General features: G+C 34.2%; 23 protein-coding genes. 6 read left to right on the forward strand and 17 right to left on the reverse strand.

What is annotated here, in order from left to right; genetic code table 11:
- Positions 1-187 precede the first annotated feature (187 nt).
- From ACYVEC_RS28000 to ACYVEC_RS28040, 9 genes are all read right to left on the reverse strand, one after another.
- Complete coding sequence (locus ACYVEC_RS28000) at positions 188-1,573, reverse strand: glycoside hydrolase family 1 protein (RefSeq protein WP_098556166.1); 1,386 nt, start codon at positions 1,571-1,573, stop codon at positions 188-190.
- 46 nt (positions 1,574-1,619) lie between these two features.
- Positions 1,620-1,940 carry a PTS lactose/cellobiose transporter subunit IIA gene (locus ACYVEC_RS28005; RefSeq protein ID WP_000437092.1) on the reverse strand — a complete coding sequence of 107 codons (321 nt, stop codon included), beginning with the start codon at positions 1,938-1,940 and terminating at the stop codon, positions 1,620-1,622.
- 114 nt (positions 1,941-2,054) lie between these two features.
- On the reverse strand, positions 2,055-3,356 hold the full coding sequence (locus ACYVEC_RS28010; protein WP_098556168.1) for a PTS sugar transporter subunit IIC: 1,302 nt from the start codon (positions 3,354-3,356) through the stop codon (positions 2,055-2,057).
- A gap of 33 nt (positions 3,357-3,389) precedes the next feature.
- Entirely contained in the window at positions 3,390-4,172 is a 783-nt protein-coding gene (locus ACYVEC_RS28015) for a histidine phosphatase family protein (RefSeq protein ID WP_097950247.1), read from the reverse strand.
- Between the two features lie 67 nt (positions 4,173-4,239).
- The gene (locus ACYVEC_RS28020) at positions 4,240-5,532 is read right to left on the reverse strand and encodes a prolyl oligopeptidase family serine peptidase (protein ID WP_098556169.1); all 1,293 of its coding nucleotides are present in this window, start codon (positions 5,530-5,532) and stop codon (positions 4,240-4,242) included.
- A 15-nt stretch (positions 5,533-5,547) separates the two neighbouring features.
- Positions 5,548-5,850 (reverse strand): PTS sugar transporter subunit IIB, encoded by a 303-nt coding sequence (locus ACYVEC_RS28025; protein ID WP_063225386.1) that lies wholly within the window; start codon positions 5,848-5,850, stop codon positions 5,548-5,550.
- A 281-nt stretch (positions 5,851-6,131) separates the two neighbouring features.
- Positions 6,132-6,968, reverse strand: coding sequence for a MerR family transcriptional regulator (locus tag ACYVEC_RS28030; protein WP_199677753.1), 837 nt, complete (start codon positions 6,966-6,968; stop codon positions 6,132-6,134).
- Between the two features lie 127 nt (positions 6,969-7,095).
- Positions 7,096-9,318, reverse strand: coding sequence for a helix-turn-helix domain-containing protein (locus ACYVEC_RS28035; RefSeq protein ID WP_097950250.1), 2,223 nt, complete (start codon positions 9,316-9,318; stop codon positions 7,096-7,098).
- Between the two features lie 130 nt (positions 9,319-9,448).
- Entirely contained in the window at positions 9,449-10,807 is a 1,359-nt protein-coding gene (locus ACYVEC_RS28040; protein WP_460509338.1) for an MFS transporter, read from the reverse strand.
- 283 nt (positions 10,808-11,090) lie between these two features.
- Between ACYVEC_RS28040 and ACYVEC_RS28045 the strand changes: the two genes are divergently transcribed.
- Entirely contained in the window at positions 11,091-12,815 is a 1,725-nt protein-coding gene (locus tag ACYVEC_RS28045; RefSeq protein ID WP_098556171.1) for an amidohydrolase, read from the forward strand.
- A 54-nt stretch (positions 12,816-12,869) separates the two neighbouring features.
- Here ACYVEC_RS28045 and ACYVEC_RS28050 read toward each other — a convergent pair whose 3' ends face one another.
- Both ACYVEC_RS28050 and ACYVEC_RS28055 read right to left on the reverse strand, forming a co-directional pair.
- Positions 12,870-13,526, reverse strand: a complete 657-nt coding sequence (locus ACYVEC_RS28050; protein ID WP_098556172.1) for an alpha/beta hydrolase — start codon at positions 13,524-13,526, stop codon at positions 12,870-12,872.
- Positions 13,523-14,014, reverse strand: a complete 492-nt coding sequence (locus ACYVEC_RS28055) for an NUDIX hydrolase (protein ID WP_098556174.1) — start codon at positions 14,012-14,014, stop codon at positions 13,523-13,525. Before ACYVEC_RS28055 ends, ACYVEC_RS28050 begins: the two co-directional genes overlap by 4 nt.
- A gap of 386 nt (positions 14,015-14,400) precedes the next feature.
- On the opposite strand from ACYVEC_RS28055, the gene ACYVEC_RS28060 reads away from it, so the two are divergent.
- Positions 14,401-15,789 (forward strand): erythromycin esterase family protein, encoded by a 1,389-nt coding sequence (locus ACYVEC_RS28060; protein ID WP_460509341.1) that lies wholly within the window; start codon positions 14,401-14,403, stop codon positions 15,787-15,789.
- Between the two features lie 116 nt (positions 15,790-15,905).
- Here the strand turns inward: ACYVEC_RS28060 and ACYVEC_RS28065 are convergent, their stop codons facing one another.
- Positions 15,906-16,961: an SDR family oxidoreductase gene (locus tag ACYVEC_RS28065; RefSeq protein ID WP_063225276.1), complete on the reverse strand. Its 1,056-nt coding sequence runs from the start codon at positions 16,959-16,961 to the stop codon at positions 15,906-15,908.
- Between the two features lie 226 nt (positions 16,962-17,187).
- Here ACYVEC_RS28065 and ACYVEC_RS28070 point away from each other — a divergent pair, with 226 nt between their 5' ends.
- Positions 17,188-17,943, forward strand: a complete 756-nt coding sequence (locus ACYVEC_RS28070) for a CPBP family intramembrane glutamic endopeptidase (protein ID WP_336448491.1) — start codon at positions 17,188-17,190, stop codon at positions 17,941-17,943.
- A gap of 213 nt (positions 17,944-18,156) precedes the next feature.
- Here ACYVEC_RS28070 and ACYVEC_RS28075 read toward each other — a convergent pair whose 3' ends face one another.
- The 4 genes from ACYVEC_RS28075 to ACYVEC_RS28090 are packed head-to-tail and all read right to left on the reverse strand — an operon-like array spanning position 18,157 to position 20,950.
- Entirely contained in the window at positions 18,157-19,098 is a 942-nt protein-coding gene (locus ACYVEC_RS28075; RefSeq protein ID WP_063225274.1) for a serine hydrolase domain-containing protein, read from the reverse strand.
- Between the two features lie 23 nt (positions 19,099-19,121).
- Complete coding sequence (locus ACYVEC_RS28080) at positions 19,122-20,012, reverse strand: AraC family transcriptional regulator (protein ID WP_063225273.1); 891 nt, start codon at positions 20,010-20,012, stop codon at positions 19,122-19,124.
- A 48-nt stretch (positions 20,013-20,060) separates the two neighbouring features.
- Positions 20,061-20,531 carry a GNAT family N-acetyltransferase gene (locus ACYVEC_RS28085; protein WP_063225272.1) on the reverse strand — a complete coding sequence of 157 codons (471 nt, stop codon included), beginning with the start codon at positions 20,529-20,531 and terminating at the stop codon, positions 20,061-20,063.
- A gap of 17 nt (positions 20,532-20,548) precedes the next feature.
- Positions 20,549-20,950, reverse strand: coding sequence for a DUF3980 domain-containing protein (locus ACYVEC_RS28090; RefSeq protein WP_063225271.1), 402 nt, complete (start codon positions 20,948-20,950; stop codon positions 20,549-20,551).
- 96 nt (positions 20,951-21,046) lie between these two features.
- On the opposite strand from ACYVEC_RS28090, the gene ACYVEC_RS28095 reads away from it, so the two are divergent.
- Positions 21,047-21,511, forward strand: a complete 465-nt coding sequence (locus ACYVEC_RS28095; RefSeq protein WP_063225270.1) for an NUDIX hydrolase — start codon at positions 21,047-21,049, stop codon at positions 21,509-21,511.
- 18 nt (positions 21,512-21,529) lie between these two features.
- Here the strand turns inward: ACYVEC_RS28095 and ACYVEC_RS28100 are convergent, their stop codons facing one another.
- A complete protein-coding gene (locus tag ACYVEC_RS28100; protein WP_063225269.1) occupies positions 21,530-22,441 on the reverse strand; it encodes a DMT family transporter in 912 nt (303 codons plus the stop codon).
- A gap of 125 nt (positions 22,442-22,566) precedes the next feature.
- Here ACYVEC_RS28100 and pdxR point away from each other — a divergent pair, with 125 nt between their 5' ends.
- Positions 22,567-24,009, forward strand: a complete 1,443-nt coding sequence (gene pdxR / locus ACYVEC_RS28105) for a MocR-like pyridoxine biosynthesis transcription factor PdxR (RefSeq protein WP_063225268.1) — start codon at positions 22,567-22,569, stop codon at positions 24,007-24,009.
- Between the two features lie 81 nt (positions 24,010-24,090).
- On the forward strand, positions 24,091-24,531 hold the full coding sequence (locus tag ACYVEC_RS28110) for a YaiI/YqxD family protein (protein ID WP_063225267.1): 441 nt from the start codon (positions 24,091-24,093) through the stop codon (positions 24,529-24,531).
- Positions 24,532-24,607 lie beyond the last annotated feature (76 nt).

Genomic DNA, 24,607 nt, shown 5'->3' on the forward strand with positions numbered 1-24,607 from the left:
ATGTACATAATGTAGGAAATACATATATTTCTTTCATACATTTTGAGGGTATTCATTCTAATTCAAACGGCTTTATACCTTATCAAGCGAACGGTATAGTTATTTTACATATAAAAAGCGCGCACCTCAAAGTAAATAATTTTTTCTTGAGGCGCGCACTCTATGATGTGAAATTCGAAACTATATGTTATCGTTCTTTTCCATTTGATGAAATAACTTCTTTATACCAATAGAAGCTTTGTTTCTTTATTCTTTTTAAATCTTTTAAATCGTCTTCATCACGATTTATATAAATAAAACCATATCTTTTTCTGAAACCTTGATGCGTAGAAATTAAATCAATTGCAGCCCAAGGGCAGTAACCAATTACATCGACTCCGTCTGCAATTGCCAATTCCATCTGTTCAATATGTTTTTTCAAATAATCAATTCGGTAATGATCTTGCACTGACCCATTTTCATCTACTTTGTCATAAGCGCCTATTCCATTCTCTGTAACGATAATTGGCAAGTTATAACGATCATTTACTTCTCTTAATGTAGCTCGGAAGCCAATCGGATCAATCTCCCAACCGAAATCAGTTAACTCTAGAAATTCATTATCATCACCCATGAAGAATCCTTCTTCACCTACTTCAATTTGTTGATCACCAGCTTCATCAATTACAAAGTTCTCATCGTACTCACTAACAGTAATAGAAGAATAATAATTAAAGGCAATATAGTCTGGTTTAGAACTAGATAGAATCTCCATATCTCCCTCTAAAATTTCTGGTTCGATGTTTTTACTTTTCATGAAATTCCAAGCGATATTGTTATATCGTCCATATACAGCCATATCAAGGTATAACCAGTTACGAATTGCGTTACAATTTTGCGCTGCAATTATATCATTCGGATTGCACGTTTTCGGATACACATAACTAATATTTGGAGCTGGACCGATTTTTGCATCATGTATCATCTTATGGCATAAGTTTGTCACCTTTGCCTCCGCTAACAACATATGATGATTTTGTTGATATAACTCTTTTTGAGATAATACAGATGTACCAATAGCTCCACCGTGTAAAATCATCATATTCTGCTCATTAATTGTTAACCAATTCTTTACCCTATCTCCAAATCGATCAAATAGAATTTCACAATACTTAACAAAAGCATCGATGGTAGCTCGGTTACTCCAGCCACCCTTTTTCTCTAATTCATATGGTAAATCAAAATGATACATCGTTACTAACGGTACGATATCATACTTCAGCAATTCATCAATAAGATCACTATAAAACGCAATACCTTTTTCATTCACTTCTCCAGTTCCATTTGGAAGAATTCGAGTCCAAGCTATAGAAAAACGATATACTTTCAATCCTAATTCAGAAAAAAGCTTTATATCTTCTTTAAAATGATGATAATGATCACTACAAACTTTGAAATCTGATGTACCTTCAGGAATAACTTTCACATCTTGAACAGAAAGGCCTTTTCCATCTTCATTATAGGCACCTTCTACTTGATAGGCACTTGTTGAAGCGCCCCATAAAAAGTCTTTTTTAAATGTAGTATTGAGCATATTTACCTTTCCCTTTCAAAAATAGTATTGTTATCGTTTATTTCTATTAATTTTGTTTCACTAAAAATGTTTCATAAACACTTATAAGCTCTTCTGCAATGATTTTAAATCCTTCTGCACTCATTAACTGATCTTCTGCGTGCGCTAACAATAAGCTTACTTCTACTTTTTCACCTGCTGCTTCTTTACTAATCAATCCAGCATGTGCTCTATGGCCTTCAATAAATGTTTCACTACCTTCGTTCATTAATTGTCTTGCTTGTTCAAAGTTACCCATTTTTGCTTCTTGAATCGCTTCAATATACGAAGATCGTGCGCTACCTACTGCTGATATAATTTGAAATACTACTAATTCATTTTGTTCCATAACAATTCTCCTAACATTTTTTTATTTTTATAATTCGAAAAAACAATCAGTGGGGTTTTGTTCATCCCCACTGATTACTAGCCCACACTAATTGGGCTTTTGCGGGATACATGATTATTGCTGTGTTGCCGCTTGTTGTTCTGCCTCATAAGCTTTCTTATCTCCCATTTTAAAGAACGGATAATATAATAGAATTTGAGAGATAATAATTAATACTGTCATGATGAATAGTAACCAACCACCAGAAATATAAGCTGCAAATGGCGCTGGTGTTACCCATGGTAATTCGATAAGTGGGTTAAAGTTAGATAAAATTCCCGTAATTTTAAGGAATACAACACAGATTAAGCCGCCAACTATTGAAGATGCTACTAATGGAATAAAGTAGATTGGATTCAGCACAAGCGGTAATCCAAATACAATCGGCTCATTAATATTAAAGATATTTGGGACGATACCGATTTTCCCAAGTGATTTGTATTGCTCCGATTTCGCAAATAGTAGATTTATTGCTAAACCTAACGTATTTCCTGTTCCACCAATGGCAACTGCAAAATGCATTAAAGTAAATGCTAAGTAAGGGATTTCTGCAAAAGGTGTTCCCGAAGCAAAAGCTGTAATAGCTGCCGTAAATAACGGAGCTGTCGCACTATACCATACATTTATAATTGGTGCTGGGTGTAGCCCGAAGAACCAACATATATTCATGAATGTAAAGATAGCAATAACTGACCATACAGACGATCCGATGACTTTTACAGGTAACGAAATTACTTGACTCACAAAGTTAAAAATATTTTCATATGGAGTAAAGCCAAATATTACTCTAATAAAGAATATAATGGTGAAAATGATGATTGAAATAAACACAGGGTTAATCGCATCAGCTACCATAGGTGGTACCGATTCCGGTAATTTTACTCCAATATTTTTTCTTTTTAATGCACAGTACAATTTACCAGTAAAAACACCGACAAACATGGCAACGAATATTCCATCACTACCTAAATACTGATTTAAAATAGCTGGAATTTGTTCTTCTCCAACCTTAATCGACATTGGCATTAAGCATAAGAAACTACCTAATGCTATAACAGCGGCCGTCATTCCATTCATGCCTTCCTCTTTCACATAAGAGTAAGCGATAATGACAACCATATAAACCGCTAGCAAACTTAATGTCGCACTAATCATGTCTTGCATATGCGTATATAAACCAATTTGAATTAAAAACTCTTTCCAACCTTCAAATGGTAGATTACCTAAAATAGCAAATAATGTAACGCCGATCGTAACAGGAATTGTCATCATCATCCCTGATGTAATAGCATTTACTACTTTACTATTTCCGAGATAATTTGTTAGTGGTGTGATGATTCGTTCTAGTCCGTTTTTTGTCCCTTCTAACAATTTCATAATTACCTCCAATATTTCTGACTTTTAATTAATCTATTTTTTTCCTTTTTCCACATAGCTCATATCATTTACAGATTGAACTTTATATTTCCCGTCTTTATACACAACTTTTGAAACACTTGCATTTCCTAATCCTTCTTCAACTTCATTTAAGGATTCAGGAGATATTGCGTATAACAGGTCCATTAATGATGTACCATGTGATACGACAAGAACTTTCCCACCGCCATCTTCTGCTACTTCTTCTGCAATTTGATCAACTTCTTTTTTCATTCTTTTTGTAACTGTTTCCGTATCTTCAGCCTGTTTACTCTTATCGATCTTTGCTGCAGTTTTTTGCATAATATCAACATCAAAATTGTTCATAAACTCTTCAAGGGTCATATTATTAGCTTGCGCAAGTTTTTCACGAAACGTATGATTTAACTCCCCTTCAAACTCACCAAAACACGCTTCCCGCAAATTTTTACTTTGATTGATATTCATATCTTTATTTCCACTTTTATCTAGTACAATTTTAGCTGTCTCTATTGCTCGTCCACTATCGCTACTATATGCCTTTTCAAAGTTAACGTCTTTCAAACCTTTTCCAAGGTACTCCGCTACCGCAACACCATCCTTTGTTAGAGGTGCGTCTGCCCAACCTTGTACTCTATCAGTTGTATTTAACATCGTCTTTCCATGTCTTACTAAATAAAACTCAACTGATTTTTCTTCTTTTTTATTCTTAACTTGCTCTGTCTTATTAGACGAACATCCAAACAAGGAAACTGTCAAAGAAGCTACTAAACAAAACGATACTATTTTTTTATTCATCGCATAATCTCCTTATAAGCATTATCAGTTATAGAATGATTATCTCCTAATGAATTTATGTAACCAGCTATTTTGACTGATTAAACAACCAATTTATCATCTCTTTATCCTGTAATGCCGGCACCCAAGAAAAGTGTCCCATTGGTTTAACGACACCAGTTGGATATTCTGTATATTTGACCAAAGAACCGCCTAGTTCTTTAATAGCTCGTACAGCGTCTCTGCTATATCTCACATCAACCAGCGGATCATCTTCTGCATGAAAGACCCAAATTGGCATATCTTTAATGTTCTTGAATACTGAAGTATCTTGTAATGGTTCATATTCACTAACAAGCTTATTTCCTGGCAAATCTCCTATTCCACAAATCGGAACAGCAGCTGCGAAAAGATTTGGGTTCTTCTTAATAACATTCCAAGTCCCAATTCCACCATTGGACATACCAACAACATATATACGATTTTTATCAATATCATACTTATCGATGATTTCTTTTAGCAAATTAAACATCGTGGTATAGTTTGGTTCCTCGGTCCAATATGCTGTAAGGGTCTCAGCTGCTTTAACCTGAGGAGCTAACACATATGCAGGGTTTTTCTTTTGCTGTTCTGGATTAGCCCACGCTACAGCACCCTCATTTCCTACGACTTGCATATAGTTGTCATTTCCTCGTTCACCTGATCCATGTAAAAATAAAACTAGTGGATATTTTTTGTTAGGCTCTTTTTTAGGCTCAAAAAGTCTGTATTGCATTTTGCTTCCAGATGCATCTTGATATACCTCTTTTTTAAAATCATCCACAACAGGTGTAACTACATTTGAAATTTTATTTTTCTTTTCAGATGCTTTAAAAGTTGCACCTTCTTTTGTTTTAATTTCTTTCGTAAGAGATAACTTATAATCTAAATTATCTCTTGTGCTTAAAAATTTTTCTTCATTAAATGTTGAGGTAGATGAATATTTATCATTTTCATCTAATTCAATCACGACGTATTGTCCGTCTTTTGAAGTCTCTGATACTTCAGCTTTATTATTTGTATACACTTTCGTTATTTTTCTATTTTGAGGTTTCCCATTCACTTCCACCTCAACTTCAAAACTATCTTTTGTTAATTTTGAGCTATCTATTGTATCTCCAAAATCACAAACGACAGTAGCTCCTACCTCTCCATATGGAAGAACATTCGTTATAAGTGTTATATCTGAGTCTTTTAAAGCCTTATCTTTGCTTTCTGACGAACATCCTGAAAGTACTAAACCACCTGCCAGGCTGCCTACTACCATACATAAAATTGGAAATTTCCTTATCTTTTTCAGACGATGACCTCCCTCAAAATATGTACTTTTCAAAACTGACATAAGTCGTATAAACTTTTAGTCTCCTAAAATAGTTTTTACTCGCTCAATTACTTTTTTTCCATCTAACATGCCGTAAGCTGCCATATCAATTACTTCAATATGCTTTTCTGGCAATTGTTTTTTCACATTGTTTAATGCATATCTAACTTGTGGTCCTAATAAAATCACATCAGCTGCTGGACCAACATTTGGTGCTTCCGTTAATGCATAAGCATTAATTTCACAGTTATAACCTGCTGATTCTGCATACCCTCTCATTTTGTTCATTAACATACTTGTAGACATACCTGCGTTACATAAAAGTACAATATTTCTCATCATTTACAACCTCCAATATTTTTCTGAAGCGATTTGCATATCCTTACAGATGCAAACGCTTTCTTTATGGTTTCAATATAAACTATGGTCTAAGACTAGGGTCAATATCTTTATTCATATATTTTTTATAAAGTAAAACTTTAATTGATGAGGGTGTCCATCTCCTACTAATTAGTAGGAGATGGAGCCAAGATTTTACGTGATAAATTGAATTTAAAGCATATTAAAACATAAAAAGAGCATTTAATTGTTAGACATGGTCTCCAATTAAATGCTCTTTACTATCCTTCTGTATGTATCACTTCACTTTTTGATTTAATGATAGGAATCATAATAACATAATGATCAATTGTTTTTTCTTCACTCTTTGTTTCACAAACATATCGACACAAAATGTCTCCGTTTAGTACGTAGCCATGACTCTCCATAATATGAAATGCTTCGTCTAAAATTAGTGATGATAACGGTTCATTCACATCTTTTTCATATAAGTAATGCAAGCACTCTCCCATTTCTATTTGAAAAACTGAATCATCTATAGGTAATTTGCACTCTTTCATCTTTAATTCAGATATAGCCATTACCCAATAACTATTATCTATATTTTTCACTTTATATTCTTCAAGTGGAATACACAAAGCTGTTGAAACAGTTGGCAAGAAATTTAACCATTCTTTTAATAGTGGATTTACACATAGCGCTCCATCATTTAAATGAACATGTTTGAGAAAATAATAAGTGCCGGCTGGTTTTATCACCCATTGCTTATCTTCTTGCTTGTATTCTTTTAATAAGTTAATAAATTCATTTATTTGTTTTGTTTCTAATTCTAATTGTTTTATCGCTTCATTTTTTTCAGTTATTTTTTCATTACACTTATTTATGATGTCATCAAATTCTAAACCATTAAATACTGCTCCAATTTCTTTCACATGAAATCCCATTTGTCGGAAACTTCTAATGGCTAAAAATACACCAAAATCCTCATATGTATAAAATCTAAAACCATTATCTTTATCTTTTTGTGGTTTTAGGAATCCTTTCTTTTCATAAAATCGTAAAGCATCTATTGAAACTCCAAATTCCTTTCCTACTTCTCCTATTTTGTATTTCTTCATACCTATCACCTTCAACTCTATAATTCCTTTTCATACCTTTATAGTGTAACAAGTTTTGAAAAACAATTATATACAAAATAAAAAGAGATTTCGTATGAATACAAAACCTCTTTTTATCAAATTCAAACTAAAATATTGACTTCAATTCTCCTACTACTTCCCCATGCATATCATAAAGCTTTAACGCCATCATTAAATTAAATCTCGCTTCAGCATCATTTAAATCAACTGAAATGAGTGATTCAATCTTTTCGAGCCTGTACAGAAGAGAACTTCGATGAATAAAGAGTTCTTCTGCGGCGCTTTTTACATTTCCATTGTTTTGTAAGAATACATGTAATGTATGATATAAATCAATATTTTTTCCTTCTGAATAGGCAAGGAGCGGACCAATTTGTTTTGTAACAAAAAGCTCTACGGCTGTTGAATGATTTAAATGATGTAAAATAGCGTACGAACCTAAATCTTCAAATAGCGCATACCCTTTTTTTCGGAAGCGACTATCTAAAATATTTAGAGCCTGCACGGCTTGCTGGTAACTAATATAGTAGTCTTCTAATTGTTTTGTAACGCCACCAATCCCTAATAATACATGACAACCAATAGGTGATGCGTGTATCCATTTTTGAATACTATGAAACATTGATTCCCAAAACGTATCGGCTCTCTTCTTCTGATCTTCAATAGGAACAATTAAAAGTTGCTCATCATTATGAGATACTGCTAAAATGCCTGTCCCTAGTTCCGGAAGACGGGTCTTAATTAAATCCCAAATAAGTGACTTTTTCGCTTGTTGTTCGAGTAAATTCCCTTTTTTTAATTCTTTTTCATCAAGCGATATAGATAATACGGCTACTCGATGTTTTTTGAAAAGATTCCATTGATACAAGTTGGCATATTGCAAAATATTATCTCGATCTTCAATTTTTTCAGTGAGTAATTTACTAATAAAGCTATCTTTCATTTGTTCTTTCGTATCCAGTACGAGCTTTTGTTTAATAAACTGGATGGAACATATATTCCGGGCTAAATCTACTGTTAGTTGATCAAATTCATCCATCCCTCCATTCATTCTTCGTACTGCTAAATATCCTAAGAAATTACCGCCCCCATTTATAATCCAAAATGAAAAACAATAATCAATATGATTTGGATCAGTAATATGGAACGTATCATTCATTCTTTGATTTTTACGTTCTTCTCTTGCTAAATCAGCTAAATGTTCTGCTAAACGACTATCCTTTTCATCATGAAAGGCTATTGGTTGCATAAATCTATCGAAAATAAACACCGTATCTTGAAACAGACTACCAAGCATTGTTGTAATACCTTCAAAATTATTATCATCGACCGTTTCTTTTAATAAAGCCTGCTGATAATCTAATAGGAAATGAAGTCGTTGTTTATGCTCTTTCTCACCATTATATAATCTTGCATTATCAAGTATAGTAGCCAAGTGATTCGCTATCATTTCAAGTGATTTTGCATCTGCTTCCGTAAAAAGCCCTTCACATTCCTTTTCAACATGTAAAACGCCAATCGGTTTCATATCAATAATGATTGGAGCTGTAAACTGTTCACCACCAACCGTTTCAAAAAATGGAAAGTGCTCTTTTAGTACATATTTATCTTCAACCATAATTTTGAATGGGTACTTCATTTCCCCATATGATGGTGGTTGAAAAACAAAACAATTTTCATCTTCGTTATACAGATAAACACATGAAAACTGAGCATTTGTTTCCATTCCTGCTTTAGAAGTTACCTCATATATATGCTTTTCTAACGGAACATCTAGCGATAAGTTTTTACTGATCCATCCAAAACCTTCAATCTTTTTCAACTGCGATTCTTTTTGTCTAGCCACAGCTATTGCCACGGCTATATCTCTTCCAAACTCTTCAAATGATATTTCCATATCTAAAAGTGGGACATAACTTGAAAATGCAACAACACAAAAACCAAAATGCTGTATGTCATCTTTTAATGGGACAGTAAACCAAGTTTCCACACCAGCACGGTTCAACGTTTCCGCGAGTAGGCACACTTCTGGTGAATCTGCTGTTTGATCCGTTATGCTTTGATATTGGAGTCTTGATGAACATTCATCAGAATGAAGAGGAAATGCAGAAGCTAAAGAAGTTAAATTCCCGCTCCAAGCCTTTGGCAAAAATTGTCCTCCTTCATTAAAAATAACAGCTACGAAATTACAATGTAATTCTGAGCAAAAGGAATGAGTTAAATACTGAAGTGCTTCTTCTTCCGTATCGATTTTAATAAGCTGACGTGATGTATTTCGCAAATGATATTCTATTCTTTTCATTAACCTCTCTCTCTTATTACCAGACATGCCCCATCCCCCACTTCATCTTTTCTATCTATTGTATAAGAAGCGTTACATAAAATAAAACTAAATATTTAAATTATTTAGCAAACATTTTGAAATCCCGAAGAAATGTATCTCCGGGATTCTTCTTTCATTATTTTGCTGTAGTTACGTTGCTACCTCCGCTTACAATCTCTTTTTTCTCTTTATAATACATTCCATGTTCTTCTTTCACAAATAGCATTGCTATACCACCAATTACAGCAGCACTCGCAATAGCCGCAAAGTTATATTGAGGTAAAAAATGCATAGAAAGTAGTACCCCTACAAAAGTCGGAGCGACCACACCTCCAAGACGCCCAAACGCCATTGTACTTCCAACCGCCGTTGATCGCATATTGCCAGGATAGTATTGAGAAACAAATGCATTTGACATATTTTGTAGTCCGACTGAAGAAGCACCAATTATAGAAATTAACAAAAATCCAACAAACATGTTATTCGCAAATCCAATTAGGGATAACGCAATCGCTCCACAGAAAAATAATGGAACAAGTACCTTTTTGAATCCAACTTTATCCACGATTGGACCGAATATAAGTGTCCCAACGATAGCGCCAATTTGCATGACAGCTGTAAATGAAAGACTTGATTTCAGATCGTACCCTGATTGCATCATAAGTCTTGGTAACCAAGTATTCATAGAGTAAATGAGCACGAAAGCACTAAAACATGAAATCCAAAACATAATCGTACTTACTGCGCGTTTTTCCTCAAATAATTTAACAACAGGAGAACCAGCTTCTTTCGTTGGTGGTTTTATAAATTCAATTGTCGCATCATCACTTAATTTCGGATTTACTTTCGCTATTACTTTTTTAGCTTCGTCTATTTTTCCTTTCCCTAGAAGGAAACCAACAGACTCTGGAATACTTTTCATTAAAAACGGAAGAAACAATAAAGGAAGTCCCGCTAACCAAAAGACTGGTTTCCATCCTGCTATCATGAGAAGTGATCGACTTGTAAGTGCTGCTGCCATCGCCCCCACCGAATAGCCGCAAAAAATAAATGATACAATAGCAGTGCGAACTCGTTTCGGGGAGAATTCAGTTGCTATAGCAATTACATTCGGCATCACTCCACCAAGCCCAATACCAGCGATGACACGGAAGATTGTAAATGTAACAGGATCGTTCGCAAAACCAGATAAAAATGTAAATAAACTAAATATGATTGTAGTTAGTAGTATAATATTTTTACGACCAATTTTATCAGCTAATAAACCGAAGAAAATAGCACCAACCGCTGTTCCAATAACTGTATAACTACCAATTGCCCCTGCTGTAACATCCGATATCCCCCACTCTTTAATGAGCGACGGTACAGCTGCTCCATAAATAACAACATCATATCCATCAAATGCAATTACGATAAATAGCCAAAATATTAACCAAAGGTGCATGGAATGAATACGACTCTCATCTATCACATTCATTGGGTTAATCGATTTCATCTTAATAGCCTCCTTATATGGGGATTTTTCTTTTCATAGCCTCCAAAACTAGTAAACGCTTTCAATTACCCTTTCTAATTTTTTGAAAATTTTTCTGAATTTTCCGTATTTAAATTGTAATCATTACTCTTGGAAAATGTTATCCGCTATATATAGGAAAACAAAAAGTAATATTCCTATATATAGCGGACTTCGCTTCATAGGATTTGAATTTCCGTCTATCGAACTTCTGTAATAAAAGTAGCGCATCAAAATCAAATAATAAAGAATTGGGGTTGATACAATGAAAAAGTTTATTTCTATTTTCATTAGTCTCACTATGCTTTTTATGTTAGTAGGATTTGAACCGGCGAAAAAAGACACTTCAAAACTAGCAGACACCATTTTTATTAACGGAAATGTCTATACAGTAGAAGCAAAGCAACCTTGGGCAGAAGCTGTTGCGATTAAAAATGGGGAGATTATTTATGTAGGTAATACGAAAGCTGCAAAAAAATACAAGAATAAGAATACAAAGATCATTGATTTAAAGGGAAAAATGTTACTTCCAGGCTTTGTTGATAGCCATCTTCACGCATCCGAAACTGTAAACTCTCTTTATTCTGTTGACTTAGTAAATGCTCGAACAGTTGATGAATATGTTCAGGCCGTTGAACAATACAGGAAAGAACATAGTGATGTCAAAGTTATTCATGGAGCTGGTTGGAGCAATACCCTCTTCTCATCATCTGGTCCGACAAAAGATTTATTAGATGCTGTTGTGAAAGACATTCCTGTCGCTTTAATTTCCGAGGATTATCATTCCGTCTGGGCAAATTCGAAAGCACTTGAGATAGCTAAAATTACAAAAGATACTCCAAATCCTAACGGCGGAGTAATTGAACGAAATGAAAACGGTGAACCGTCCGGTACGCTTCGTGATACCGCAACGAATCTTGTTTTAGACAAACTGCCAAAGTACAATACGGAACAGTATAAAGAAGGTTTAAAAACTTTCCAACAGCTCGCTGCGAGCAATGGATATACACAAGTAAATGATGTCGTTGTTCCGCAGCAAGATACCGTCATTGAAGCACTAACAATGCTCGAGAAAGAACAAGCATTATCTATTAGACATAATCTTGCATTAACGATACAACCAAGTGAAGGTCAGGAGCGTATTCCTTATGTAAAAGAACAGCGTGCTAAATTACAAGGCCCACTTGTAAAAATGAATACGGTCAAGTTATTTATGGATGGTGTACTTGAAGGCGGAACTGCCTACTTACATGAGCCGTATAACAATAAACCAAACTATTACGGCGTTCCTGTTTGGGAAAAACCAGCATTTGAACAAATGGTTCAAACATTAGACAAAGAGAAATTCCAAGTTCATATCCACTCTATCGGTGATGCTGCCACTACAGAAACATTAAATATATTAGCTATCGCTCAAGAACAAAACGGAAAACGAGATAGTCGCCATAAAATTACACATCTACAATTAGTAAAAGAAAATGATATAAATCGTTTTAAAGATTTAGGTGTCATTGGTGTTCCGCAACCAACGTGGTTTCTTAAAGACGGAGAATACTTTGCACAAGCTGTCGAATTATTAGGAGAAGAGCGTGCAAATGAACAATATCCTATGCGAAGTTTCATAAATAAAGGTGTTGTTATGGCTTCTTCTAGTGATTATCCCATTACACAAGGACCATACTTCTCCCCTCTAGCTGGCATTCAAATGGGGATTACTCGTACAAGTTTACAAGATACAAATTCACAAAACGCTTTAAACCCAAAAGAAAAAGTAAGTTTAGCAGAAATGATTAAGACTTATACAATAAATGGAGCTTACGCCAATTTTTTAGAGAAAGAAACTGGATCTATTAAAGTCGGCAAAAAAGCAGACATCGTTGTATTAGATAAAAACTTATTTAAAATTCCAAAGCAGGATATTCATAAAGCGAGAATTTTACTGACTCTATTAGAAGGAAAAGAAACATTTCGTCATACAGAGTTTCGTTAATTTCAACATAAAAAGAGGTGCATGAAGCACCTCTTTTTGTATGTATCAGAACAATTATAATTCAACTTTAATTGTGCTTATTGTTTCTTTCAGTTTTCTCATTATATTTGCTATCGCTTCAATTGAATTACCTGTTTCATATCCCCCCACATTTACAGAATGATTTGCATTTTTGATAACATCGATTGTTAAATTCGTTTTATATAACTGCTTAACTTGATCTGCATTATATTGATGATCTTTATCCCCAATAACTAAAAGCCCTTCGTGTTGACTATGTAAAATGGATTCGAAAATAGATTCAAATGTTAGTAAAGGTGTAAGTAGTATCATTTTTGACTGTAAAAACTCTTCTCTCTTCATTACATCATTTGCAATCGGAATCGTTCCGAGTGACTTCCCTAAAAACAAAGTCTCGTTGTATTGCTCACCTTTTAATACTTCATTCATTATAGGATAAATATCATCCATCATTACTTTCGTTAGTTCTTCTATTGGTTTATTCATTACCTGTTCGTCGTAAGAGTAATGAATATGTACAACATCAATTTTATGTTCAAGCATAAGCATCGTCGCGTAATAAAATAACGGCTTATCGTAATTGTATCCTGAACCTGAAAACATAAAGCAAACCGTACTAGAACCTTTTTCGATATGTGTGTAACGAATTACTTTGTCATTTATATGTACCTCTTTTTTAGTCCCCTTCACCCTTTTTCCCTCCGAATACGTTTATTTTGTAAAACGATATGTTCTGTATGAACTGCGATACCCTTTACTTTCTCTTTTATAAACGCTGGCTGTAAATTATATGCATGTAACTCTTCTACTGGCACCCATCTAAACATATACGTTCTACCCTCTTCTTCCAAAATATATTGATCCGCTCCATTTGCAGGTAATTCATGTAGCTCTACTTCATAATAAAAACTAATCTCATGAAACTTTCGCTCAGAAAGTGTAAAGAAATTTTCTACTGACCATATTAACCTTTTCCTTTTAATAGGAACACCTATCTCTTCCGCAAGCTCTCGTTTTAATGCATCTTCACTATTCTCTAGCATTTTCACTCTTCCGCCGGGTACATACCATAAATCTTCACCGTCACCTTGCAGAATGAGTATTTTATTATCGTATTTACAAATTGCTCCGACTCGGTAATTAAAACATGTTTCCTCAACTTTAAACGTAAGATCCACTATTTTTTACCACCTTTATATAGTTTTGGATTAAGAGATAAAACAATTGTAATTGCAAGTATGTACAATAAAAAACTATTTTCACAAGCATTTTACCTAATTGCACACTATTATTTATAAATTAAGATTACTAAATCCACTAATGCCTTTCAAAATTTTTAGATAAAAAAACACTATTCTAACTATTGATTCATTAGTTTTTGTTAACTAACTCGTTGTAATGAATAAAAATAATAATCTTCATCGTATAATAACAGGTTGAATATTCTTAATTTTTATATTGTTTCTTTTGTTTTTATCAATTAATATAAATACATGGAATAAAAGTATATATTTGGATATATCTACCGTATTAAATAACAAAATTGTTTCATGGGGGGAAATATGTGTTTACTAAATGGAAAATAGGAATGATTACTTCTCTTGTTGCTTTTACTACATTTACATCTGTGATTTCTGCTGAAGAGAAACCGAAAGATCAGCCAAAATGGGAAGAGTGGATAAAGGAAAATGCACAAAAGTTGGACGAACCAAATGCACAAACAAATGAAGATTTATCCTTTTTAAAAGAAAAAGTAAAGGATGAACGAATTGTTCTACTTGGTGAAAGTACACATGGAGCTAAGGAAATAAACCAATCAAAAGTACGTATGATTAAGTATTTACATGAAGAGATGGGATATGATGTTATTGCATTTGAAACAGGATTTGCGGAGGCAAATGCTGTAAATCAAAACCTCGACCAATTAACTGCTTTGCAGGCCATGAAAAAATCTTTATACGGTGTTTGGCATACTGAAGAAATTTTAGAGCTATTTCAATATATAAAAGATCAAAAAGAAAAAGGAACACCTCTTATATTAACAGGGTTTGATGCTCAATTCAGGTGGTATTCTTATTTCCCTGAGTTTGCAAAAGAATGGTTAGAAAAAATTAATCCTGAAATTGCTAATGATATAGAAAAGGCTCATACAGAATTACTCAATATTGATGAAAAAATTGAATCTAAAGATAATCAGTACTCATACGAACAATATAAAGCGGAAGTTCAACAAGTAATAGCCAAATATGAAAAAATTAAAACGTTTGTTCAACAACATAAAGCCGAATTAAATAAGATAGCCCCATCAAATACATACGATGTAAATCTGTTAGAAAAGACTATCAGTATACGCATTGATACAATTAAAACACTCCAAGATGCTACTGTAAAAGAAAAAAACTTTATTTATCCAACAAACTTTAAACCTACAGATCTATCATTTTATATTCGAGATCAAAAGATGGGACAAGCTTTAGCATGGTTAAGTGATATTCAATACAAAAATAAAAAAATCATTGTATGGGGACATAACTATCATATCCGAAAACAAAATTCAAAAATGATACTTGATTGGACTAAATCCCAACAATACAATTTTAAAGCACCGAATATGATTGATTATTTACCTCAACGGATAAAAGATCAAATGTACACAATTGGCGTATATTCATATAGCGGAAAGAGTTGGGATAGTAGTAATCTTAATAAAATAGTCACTATAGATACAGACCACGCTGAACAAAGTATCGAGAATATATTAAGAACATCTCAAAATCCTAATGTATTTGTTGATTTAAAAGGTGAAAATAATCATCCTGAAACATCTTGGATGTTTACTCCTACTACTGCAAGACACTGGGGTCTTCAAAAATTCGAAGAAATTTTGAAGCCGATTGAACAATACGATGGCATATTATGGATAGACCATATTTCACCATCACAATATAAATAAGGAAAAGCGCACACTTTCGCTATGGATAAGTGTGCGCTTTTATAATCATAATAACTAATATATTTTAGGAATTTATAGAATATATACAATAAATGATACCATCCCTTAAAATCAAATCATTCTAAAAGTACTCTACTAGTCTGCCCTTCTTTATACCACTTCTCTAATAATACTCCCTCCCTTTCAACTGAAATACCTGCTTTTAATTCCCTATCTTCCATCCCCTTCATCCACATATACACGTCTGTAACAGTATTTTCTAATCCTCTAAAAGTAAGCCCTTCTTTAACAGCACTTTCAATACTAATAGAAAAACCACCTTTCCACGGCTTCGTTTCACCTTCTAATGAAAAAGTTTCTGGAAGCCATAAAGGCATCTCTGTCCAAGGCTGCACTTTATGTTCATTCATAAACGATTCCTCTACCCAAACGAATTCAGCATCACTATTCGTAACCTTTTTACACGTATTTAATAGCTCTTCCATCGTCAATTCATAATTTGGACCTGTAACATTGAATATACCTGCTTTATTATTTTCTGCCATGTTTAGTCCCCAGTTTGCGACGTCTTTTATATCAACTATCTGCACTGGACGGTTTTTTCTTCCTGGAACTAACACTTCTCCTCCCTTTGCTACACGCCCAATCCAGTATGGAAGCCGATCTGTATAATCAAACATTCCTGATAGAAGTCCTGCTCTTACATGTAAAACATGCCCAGGCCAATATTTCTCTGCTTCTTTTTCACATAATACTTTGAGCGCACCATAATGCTCGTAAGGAGTTATTTCTCCATTTTCTACAGCCTTTATTTGCTCAGCCGTTGGTTCAGCTTGTAATTTATAGTCTTCTTTTATGTCATGTGGAATCCAATCTTTATATACAGAAAGACTTGAGATAAAAATATAATTCTTTACATTATCTTTTAATACTTCTCCCACATTTCTAATATGATGCGGAGAAAATCCACACGTATCTATGACAACATCCCATTTTCGATTTTCTAAACTTGATACATCGTTATTTCTGTCACCAATTAACTGCTCCACTTCAGGAAAAATTTCTTTGTTTGTTCCGCGGTTGAATATTGTAACTTCATGCCCTCTTTTCAACGCCTCTTCTACATAAGCTCTTCCCAAAAATCGTGTACCACCTAGTATTAGAATTTTCATGGTTCTCCCCCATTCGCGATTGAAATTCCTTTCTTTTGTTAAACGATTTTTTGTGGTGGAAAGTTACGGGGAAAGCTTAATTTTTTCTACAAGTTCAATATATGTAATTGCGACGCTTTTTCTATGCTAAAAACAATAATATAGAAATATTCATTCTGTCGGTTTCCATTTCATATATAATTAAAATATCGGATATTCGATTAACCACTTATACATACTTAGGCAGGTGAAAAATATTAATAAACACATAGTTTATCATTCAACATTATGTATTTATTTTCTCACATCACTTGTATATATCATCTTGCTGAACATAGAAAATGGTCGTAATTATTTGGGGTTTACAATGGTTGTTCCGCTTTTAGCAGTTATTTCATATCAAACATTATATAAGAAACAAAAAATAGTTCATACACTTGGAATTTCACGTCCAAAAATAAAAACACTAATTTTCTCCATATTATTTCCACTACTTCTAGGGCTATGTCTCCATTTTTATTTTTATATTTATGATATAAAGTTCTTATATAATCATTGGAATGAGTTAGGATTCCTCTTGCTCGTTGGTCTTACAGTCGGATCTTTATCTGCATTATTAGAAGAGATTATATGGCGTGGGAATTTTCATTACTATTTACGAAAAAAATATTCATTCAAACAAACAGCTATTATTATCACTTTTCTCTGGTCTTTATGGCATATACCAGTAGCAATCTTTTATAAAAATTATGAGTTTCAACTTGTAGGAATATTAAGTTATCTCTCTTTATTATTTATATTATCTATAATTTTGACGTACACGAGAGAACATGACGGTTCTGTAATATCACCCGCTATTTTACATGGTATGTTTAATGTATTTTATTTAACAGATGTAGTGCAAAACAAGTGGGATGCCAGTCTAATAGAATTAATTAAATTTATCTTCCTAGCAATTATACTCGGCATAATGTACCTTATACATCGCAAAGATAAAGAATAGTTAAAAGTAAAAAAGGTATTTCCGCTTTTAATGGAAAATACCATTAATAGATTATATAGTACTTCAACACCTTACAATTATTCAATAATCGTATAGGTGTTGAAGTTTTTTAATCTTAGTTAAACAATTTTGTTCTCACACCACTTATTTTTAATATGGAGAACAAAACAAGTATAACTAGACCTTTATTCTTGTTTTCATAATATAAACATATTAACCTTTTATATAAGGAAGTATATACTCTTTCATTAACTTCCATCTATCCCCTGCATTTGGTATAATTTCAGAGGCAATCACCACCACCAATTCCCTCTCCGGAATACAACAAATCATATTCCCACCATCGCCCACTGCACAGTATGAAAAGATTCCATCTTCTTCTCGTAACCACCATAAGTAACCATATTGATTTGTGTTCATTTCTGTTGATTCTTTTATCCATAATGTTGATAGAATTTGTTTTCCATTATGAGTACCTTCGTTTAAATACAAACTTCCAAACTTAGCCATATCTCTAACCATTAACGTTAGTCCCCATCCGCCAGTTGAAATACCGTTTGGATCATGAACCCATCCTTTCACATCCTTTCCGAATAAGTCATCGAATCCAAATGCTATCATATTGTAGTTTGGAATTTCTCTCATACCGAGTGGCTGAAATAGCTGTTCATTCGCAAATTCACGCGCACTTTTTCCTGTTATACTCGTAATAATTGCGGATAGTACATGTGCTCCTGCAGATGAGTATTTAAAAGAACCGATTTCCCCGCCGTTCCCCATTCTATTAAGTGTATACTGTACCCAGTCTGGTTGTGTACATAGTTCTTCTAACGGTTCCTGCCAATCTACAAAAGGATATGGAGCTGTCATTGTTAGAAGATGGCGTACTGTTATTTCAGATGACTTAACTTTATATTCAGGGAAAAATTCTATTACTCTTTGATCAATGCTTTTTATATAACCTTTATCTACACATATCCCAATTAACGCAGAAATAATCGTTTTTGTAACAGATGCTACATGAAATGCATCATCTGGACCTTGGCCGTTATAATATTTTTCAAAAATAATATTACCTTTCTGCATTACTAACATACCGTTTATATTTTTATAGTCTTCTTTTATAATGGAATCTAACTTTTCAGCGGTTTTCATCCTTCTTCCCCCTCAATCTATCATTAAAAAGGTTCGATAGGTACATATATATCAACTATATGTTTATTTTCCGGGTGCTGCCTTGGGTCATTTTTATACATTTCAAAAGGATACGCATCTCTCGGTTTATATCCGCTATTTGGTAGCCATTCACCGTATAAAAAATCCCATGCACCTTTGTATTCATCTTGGCGTATTTCGAAGTGACCTATCGCATACTTTCCAGAAGGTATTACCATTATTCCAATGTCGCTCGTTTCTACTGCGGACTCATTCGGAATTGTTATACATAAACTTGTTCTTAAATGATAGTCCTCCGTAAATTCATGATGATCGTGGTAAATGGTTAATACTTTCGTATCCTCAAATACATGATAGTTTTCTTCCGCTGCGTAATGAAATAATTTCTCTATCATTTTCGGAAAAGCTATAGTTAACTCTTCATATGTACCGATATGTCTTATGTATGCGACTTTCATATCGTCCGCTGTTACAATTTCAAGATCTCCTCGAACCTTCTTACATTCATTGTATTGAGAAGGTTCACTTACGTCTTTGCAATTCTTGCTATTGTAGTTACGATAGTGAGATGGACTTACTCCGTAATAATTTTTAAATGTACGGGAGAAAACTGCCGAATCTGTGAAACCAAAGTGATACGCAATATCTGTAATGGTCATATCTGTACGATATGTAAGTAGATTTGTTGCCCTTTCTAACTTCAATCTGTTTACATACCGAGATAACGATTCATCTACTATTCCTTTAAAAATTCTATGAAAATGATACTTCGAAAACCCTGCTACATCAGATAATACTTCAATGGATAGTGAACTATTTATGTTTGATTCTATATAATCTTGAACTGTATGTATGCGTCTTAAATACTCATTTCTACTTTGTTTACTCTCCATACTTCTACCTCCTCACAACAAAAAGGCTAACTTCGAGCTAGCCTACTTTTACACATATTTTAAAAATAAAACTCTGCTACCACCGTTCCCGTCATAATTTGTATGTACCGATACACCCTCTATCTCATCATCCCCAGCCTCAATTCGAAAACCAATCTCCCTATGAAACTGTATCGATTTTTTATTAACTGGTGATGTGATTGCTTTTACAACTTTACGGTTATTTGCACGAGCAATATCAAAGAAATATGAATACAATGTCGATGCGATTCCTCTTCTTCTATACTTCGGATTGACACCAATAAAATGAACGTACGCTTCCTCTTTATGCGTTTGTGAGAAGAATCCGCATAAGAAACCTAACGTTTCGCCATCTTCTTCAATGATAAAACTCGTTTCTTGAAAGTGAACGAAAAACAATTTTGGCAACATGGCAGCCATGTCTCTCCCGCCCCACCAATCATTTAAAACAGAATGAATCTTTACATAATCTTCCCCTTGTATGTTTCTTACTCGCATATATTTCTCCCTCTCACTCACTTCATTTTTTCATAAATTTTAATGACTGTTTCTACTAATAGGATGAATACCCAAATACCGCAAAATACAAGTACAGACTGGAATATGGATCCAATAATAATAACACCAACTGCACCTGATCCTGAAATTGATACTTCCCCAAATCCTGGGTCATGTATAAGAGATCCAGCAGAAAAAGCCATTAAAATAGATCCTATTAAATAAATCACACTCATTATTTTTAATATCTTTATAGAAAGATAAGAAGTTTGCTTTTCTTCCACTTGTGATAATTCGATTTCCCCGCTCGCAATTCCTTTTTGCAAACAGTCTTCACATAGAAATTCTTCCTTAATTTTTTTACCACCGTGCATCGTACCTGTTATCTCTTTACACCTTGAACATTTTCGATTTATCATGTTGTTATCACTCCAATCCATTAAGATTATACTTATATAATTCTACATTTACCTTAATATTCCTTTTATGTATTTTATAGAGAAAGGTTGTGTTTTATGATTTCGAAGTTCAAGTTTGGCTCTAAAAAACCTACCGTTCATTATGTATTAAGACCTAGTTGTTATGCGATTATTTTTAATTCTTCTTCAAAGATTGCTGTTATCCAAAAAGGAGACCGTTATTTTTTACCTGGTGGCTGTATGGAAGGTAATGAAACAAAAGAAGAATGTTTACATCGTGAATTACTAGAGGAATTAGGATGGGCAATTGAAATTGATCAGTATATCGGTAATGCAATGCGGTATTTTTATGCTGAAAAGGAAGATACATATTATTTAAATGATGGGTTCTTTTACATTGCGAACATGGCGCAGAAACAAACCAAAGCCTGTGAAGAGGATCATGTTTTAAGGTGGATGTCTCCATTGCATGCTGTAGGGATTCTCATTCACGATCATCAAAAATGGGCTGTTGAACAAGCGCTTTTTTTACAAAAGCAAAAAGGATCTCCTTCTATGTAAAAGAGATCCTTTTTACTGTTAGCTTACTTTTTTCAAATTGAGAGCTGGCTTTTTGATTCCGCCTTTTTTTACAACATATAAGCCGATAAAGATAATAAGTCCGCCAACGAGTTGCAACATATTGATTTGCTCTCCAATTGTTACTGCTGCAAAGATAACTGCGAATAATGGCACAAGATACATATAAACCATTACTTTCGTTGAGCCTATTTGACTAATGCCGACATACCACATTGCTAGCCCAAAGATGGTCGCAAAGACGATTGAATATGCAAGTGATCCCCAGCTTGGCGTATCTACTGGCCACGTTAATGTATTTACGTTGAATAAACAGTATATAACGAGAGGTACAATTCCAATTAAAGTAGACCATGATGTGACTCTCATTGCGGAGTATTTTGTAATAAGAGGTTGCGCTAATATTGGATACCATCCCCAAGCAATTGCTGCGACTAATCCAATTATATTTCCGAGCCATGCATACTCATAAGTAGCTCCTCCTGTATGCCCTGTTAATAAAACAAATGCTGCACCAATAAACGCTATTATTGAACCAATTTGTACTTTCATCGAAAAACGCTCTTGCTTGTGTAATACTGCTAATATCCCTGTAAAAATAGGTGACATTGCAATTAGTAATGAGGCGTTCGTTGCTGAAGTATATTTCACAGATAGCATAAACATCGTTTGATACATTGTCGTTCCAACGATGCCGACTGCTACTAATCGTAACCAATCTTTTCTTTCAATACGTAATGAGCGTTCCATTAAAAATGTAATAAGTAATAATACCGGTGATGCTATTAAAAATCGTAAACTATTAAATTGAATGGATGACATAAATGCCACGCCATACTTTCCAATTGTATAATTTGCTCCCCATACTAATGCAACTGATACTAGGAGCCATTCCATTTGCCATCGTTTCATCCGAATCTCCCCTTCCATATTTAGCATAGTAAAATTGGCTGGATAAAACACCGTCCAATTGGCTGTTTTTTTACCCAGCCAATTTGCTATACTTGATGTAGTGAAAAGATACGGAGGCGTTTTTTATGGAATGGAAGCTAGATAGTGACAGTAAAATCCCTATTTATCAGCAAGTTGTTGACTTTATTGAAAAACGTATTACGTACGGAGAACTCCCTCCAGGTAGCTTCCTCCCTTCAGAACGGAAATTAGCTACACTGTTAAATGTAAACCGAAGTACAGTAACGACTGCTTATAACGAACTTCGTGCAATGGGGATTGTAGAAAGTACGACTGGTAAAGGTACACGTGTGAGTACACATATGTGGGGCGTTTCTCCTACATTAACGCCGAACTGGAGAAATTTCGTAGAAGGTGGTACTTTTTTACCAAACTTACCTTTACTTCGTCATATTCGGGCAGAAGTACAACAAAATGAAAATATTATAGATTTTGCAAACGGAGAACTCGGTTGTAATCTTTATCCTCACGATCAGCTACAAACGATTCTACGTGAACAACCGTTAACACATTCATTAAGTTACGATCATCCGCAAGGGTATCTCCCGCTAAGACAAGCGGTAGTAAAATATATGAAAGAATATTTAAAAGTTGAAGCAACTGAGCAGTCTATTATGATTACTTCTGGCGCACAGCAAGCACTTCACCTTATCGTACAATGTTTATTAAATCCAGGTGATGCTGTTGCTTTCGAAAGTCCTTCACACTGTTATTCCTTACCTTTATTCCAATCAGCGGGGATTCGTATTTTCCCATTACCTGTTGATGAACACGGTATTAATCCAGACGATGTGCAAGAGTTATATCGAAAGCATCGTATTAAAATGATTTTTTTAAATCCAAATTTCCAAAATCCTACGGGCACAATGCTGCATCCAAACCGTAGAAAAAAACTATTATCACTTTGCGCTGACTTACGAATTGCGATTGTTGAAGATGATCCGTCTAGTTTACTTACGTTAGAAAAGAAACAACCTTGTCCTACTTTGAAATCGATTGATGAAAATGGAACAGTCATTTATGTACATTCCTTATCAAAGATGATTGCACCAGGATTACGAGTCGGCTGGCTTGTTGCCCCGCAGTCTGTAGTAGAAAGGTTATCCGACGCAAGGCACCAAATGGAATTAGGTATGAGCATATTCCCGCAGTGGCTTATGCAGCAATTTTTCGAAACTGTACCATTTCAGTCTCATATCGTACCATTACGAAAACAACTAGCAGAAAAAAGAGACGTTATCGTTCGCGCCCTAAACGAGCAACTTCACGACAAAATCTCTTTTTCAAACCCGACCGGCGGTATATACATATGGGGAAAATTAAACGAACCGATAAACGAAAAACAACTCATTATGCAAAGCTTAAAACAAGAAATTGCTTTTATGCCGGGGAGTATTTTCGGCGCGAAAGATGGTTATATTCGTTTATCTTATGGAAAAGTGAATATTGATCAAATTGAGGAAGGTATTTCTCGTTTGAGGAAGGCTATTTTGGTTTGCGAAAAGTAACTTATGATAAAGAGATCTCGTTTGACAAAACCTAAATCTACCATTATTATCAACACGAACCTAGTTATAGGAGTGATACCAATGAAAATTTACGTTGATGCAGATGCTTGTCCTGTAAAAGATGTAATTATTTTTGAAGCTACGAATGCGGAAATTCCTGTTACCCTCGTTACTAGCTTTTCTCATTATTCTAATGCAGAGCAGCCAAAAGGTGTGGAGACCATTTATGTTGATTCTGGAGCAGATGCTGCGGATTACCGAATTATGCAGTTAGCAAAAAAAGAAGATTTAATCGTAACACAAGATTACGGTCTTGCTTCGCTTGCTTTAGCAAAAGGCTGTATCGTTCTTCATCATAAAGGGTACAAGTATACGAATGAAAACATTGATCAATTGTTACAAACACGGTATTTAAGTGCAATGGTTCGAAAAAGCGGTAAGCGTACAAAAGGACCGAAACCATTTACAGCAGAAGACAAAGAGAAATTTAGAGAGCTCTTTAAAAGTATGATTACACTTTAAAAATGAATCGTCTATTCGCTAGGAAAACTTCGCAAAATAAAGAAGAGAATATCCAAATGAACATTCTCTTCTTGAG

It is taken from the genome of Bacillus sp. MN7755, assembly GCF_054771475.1.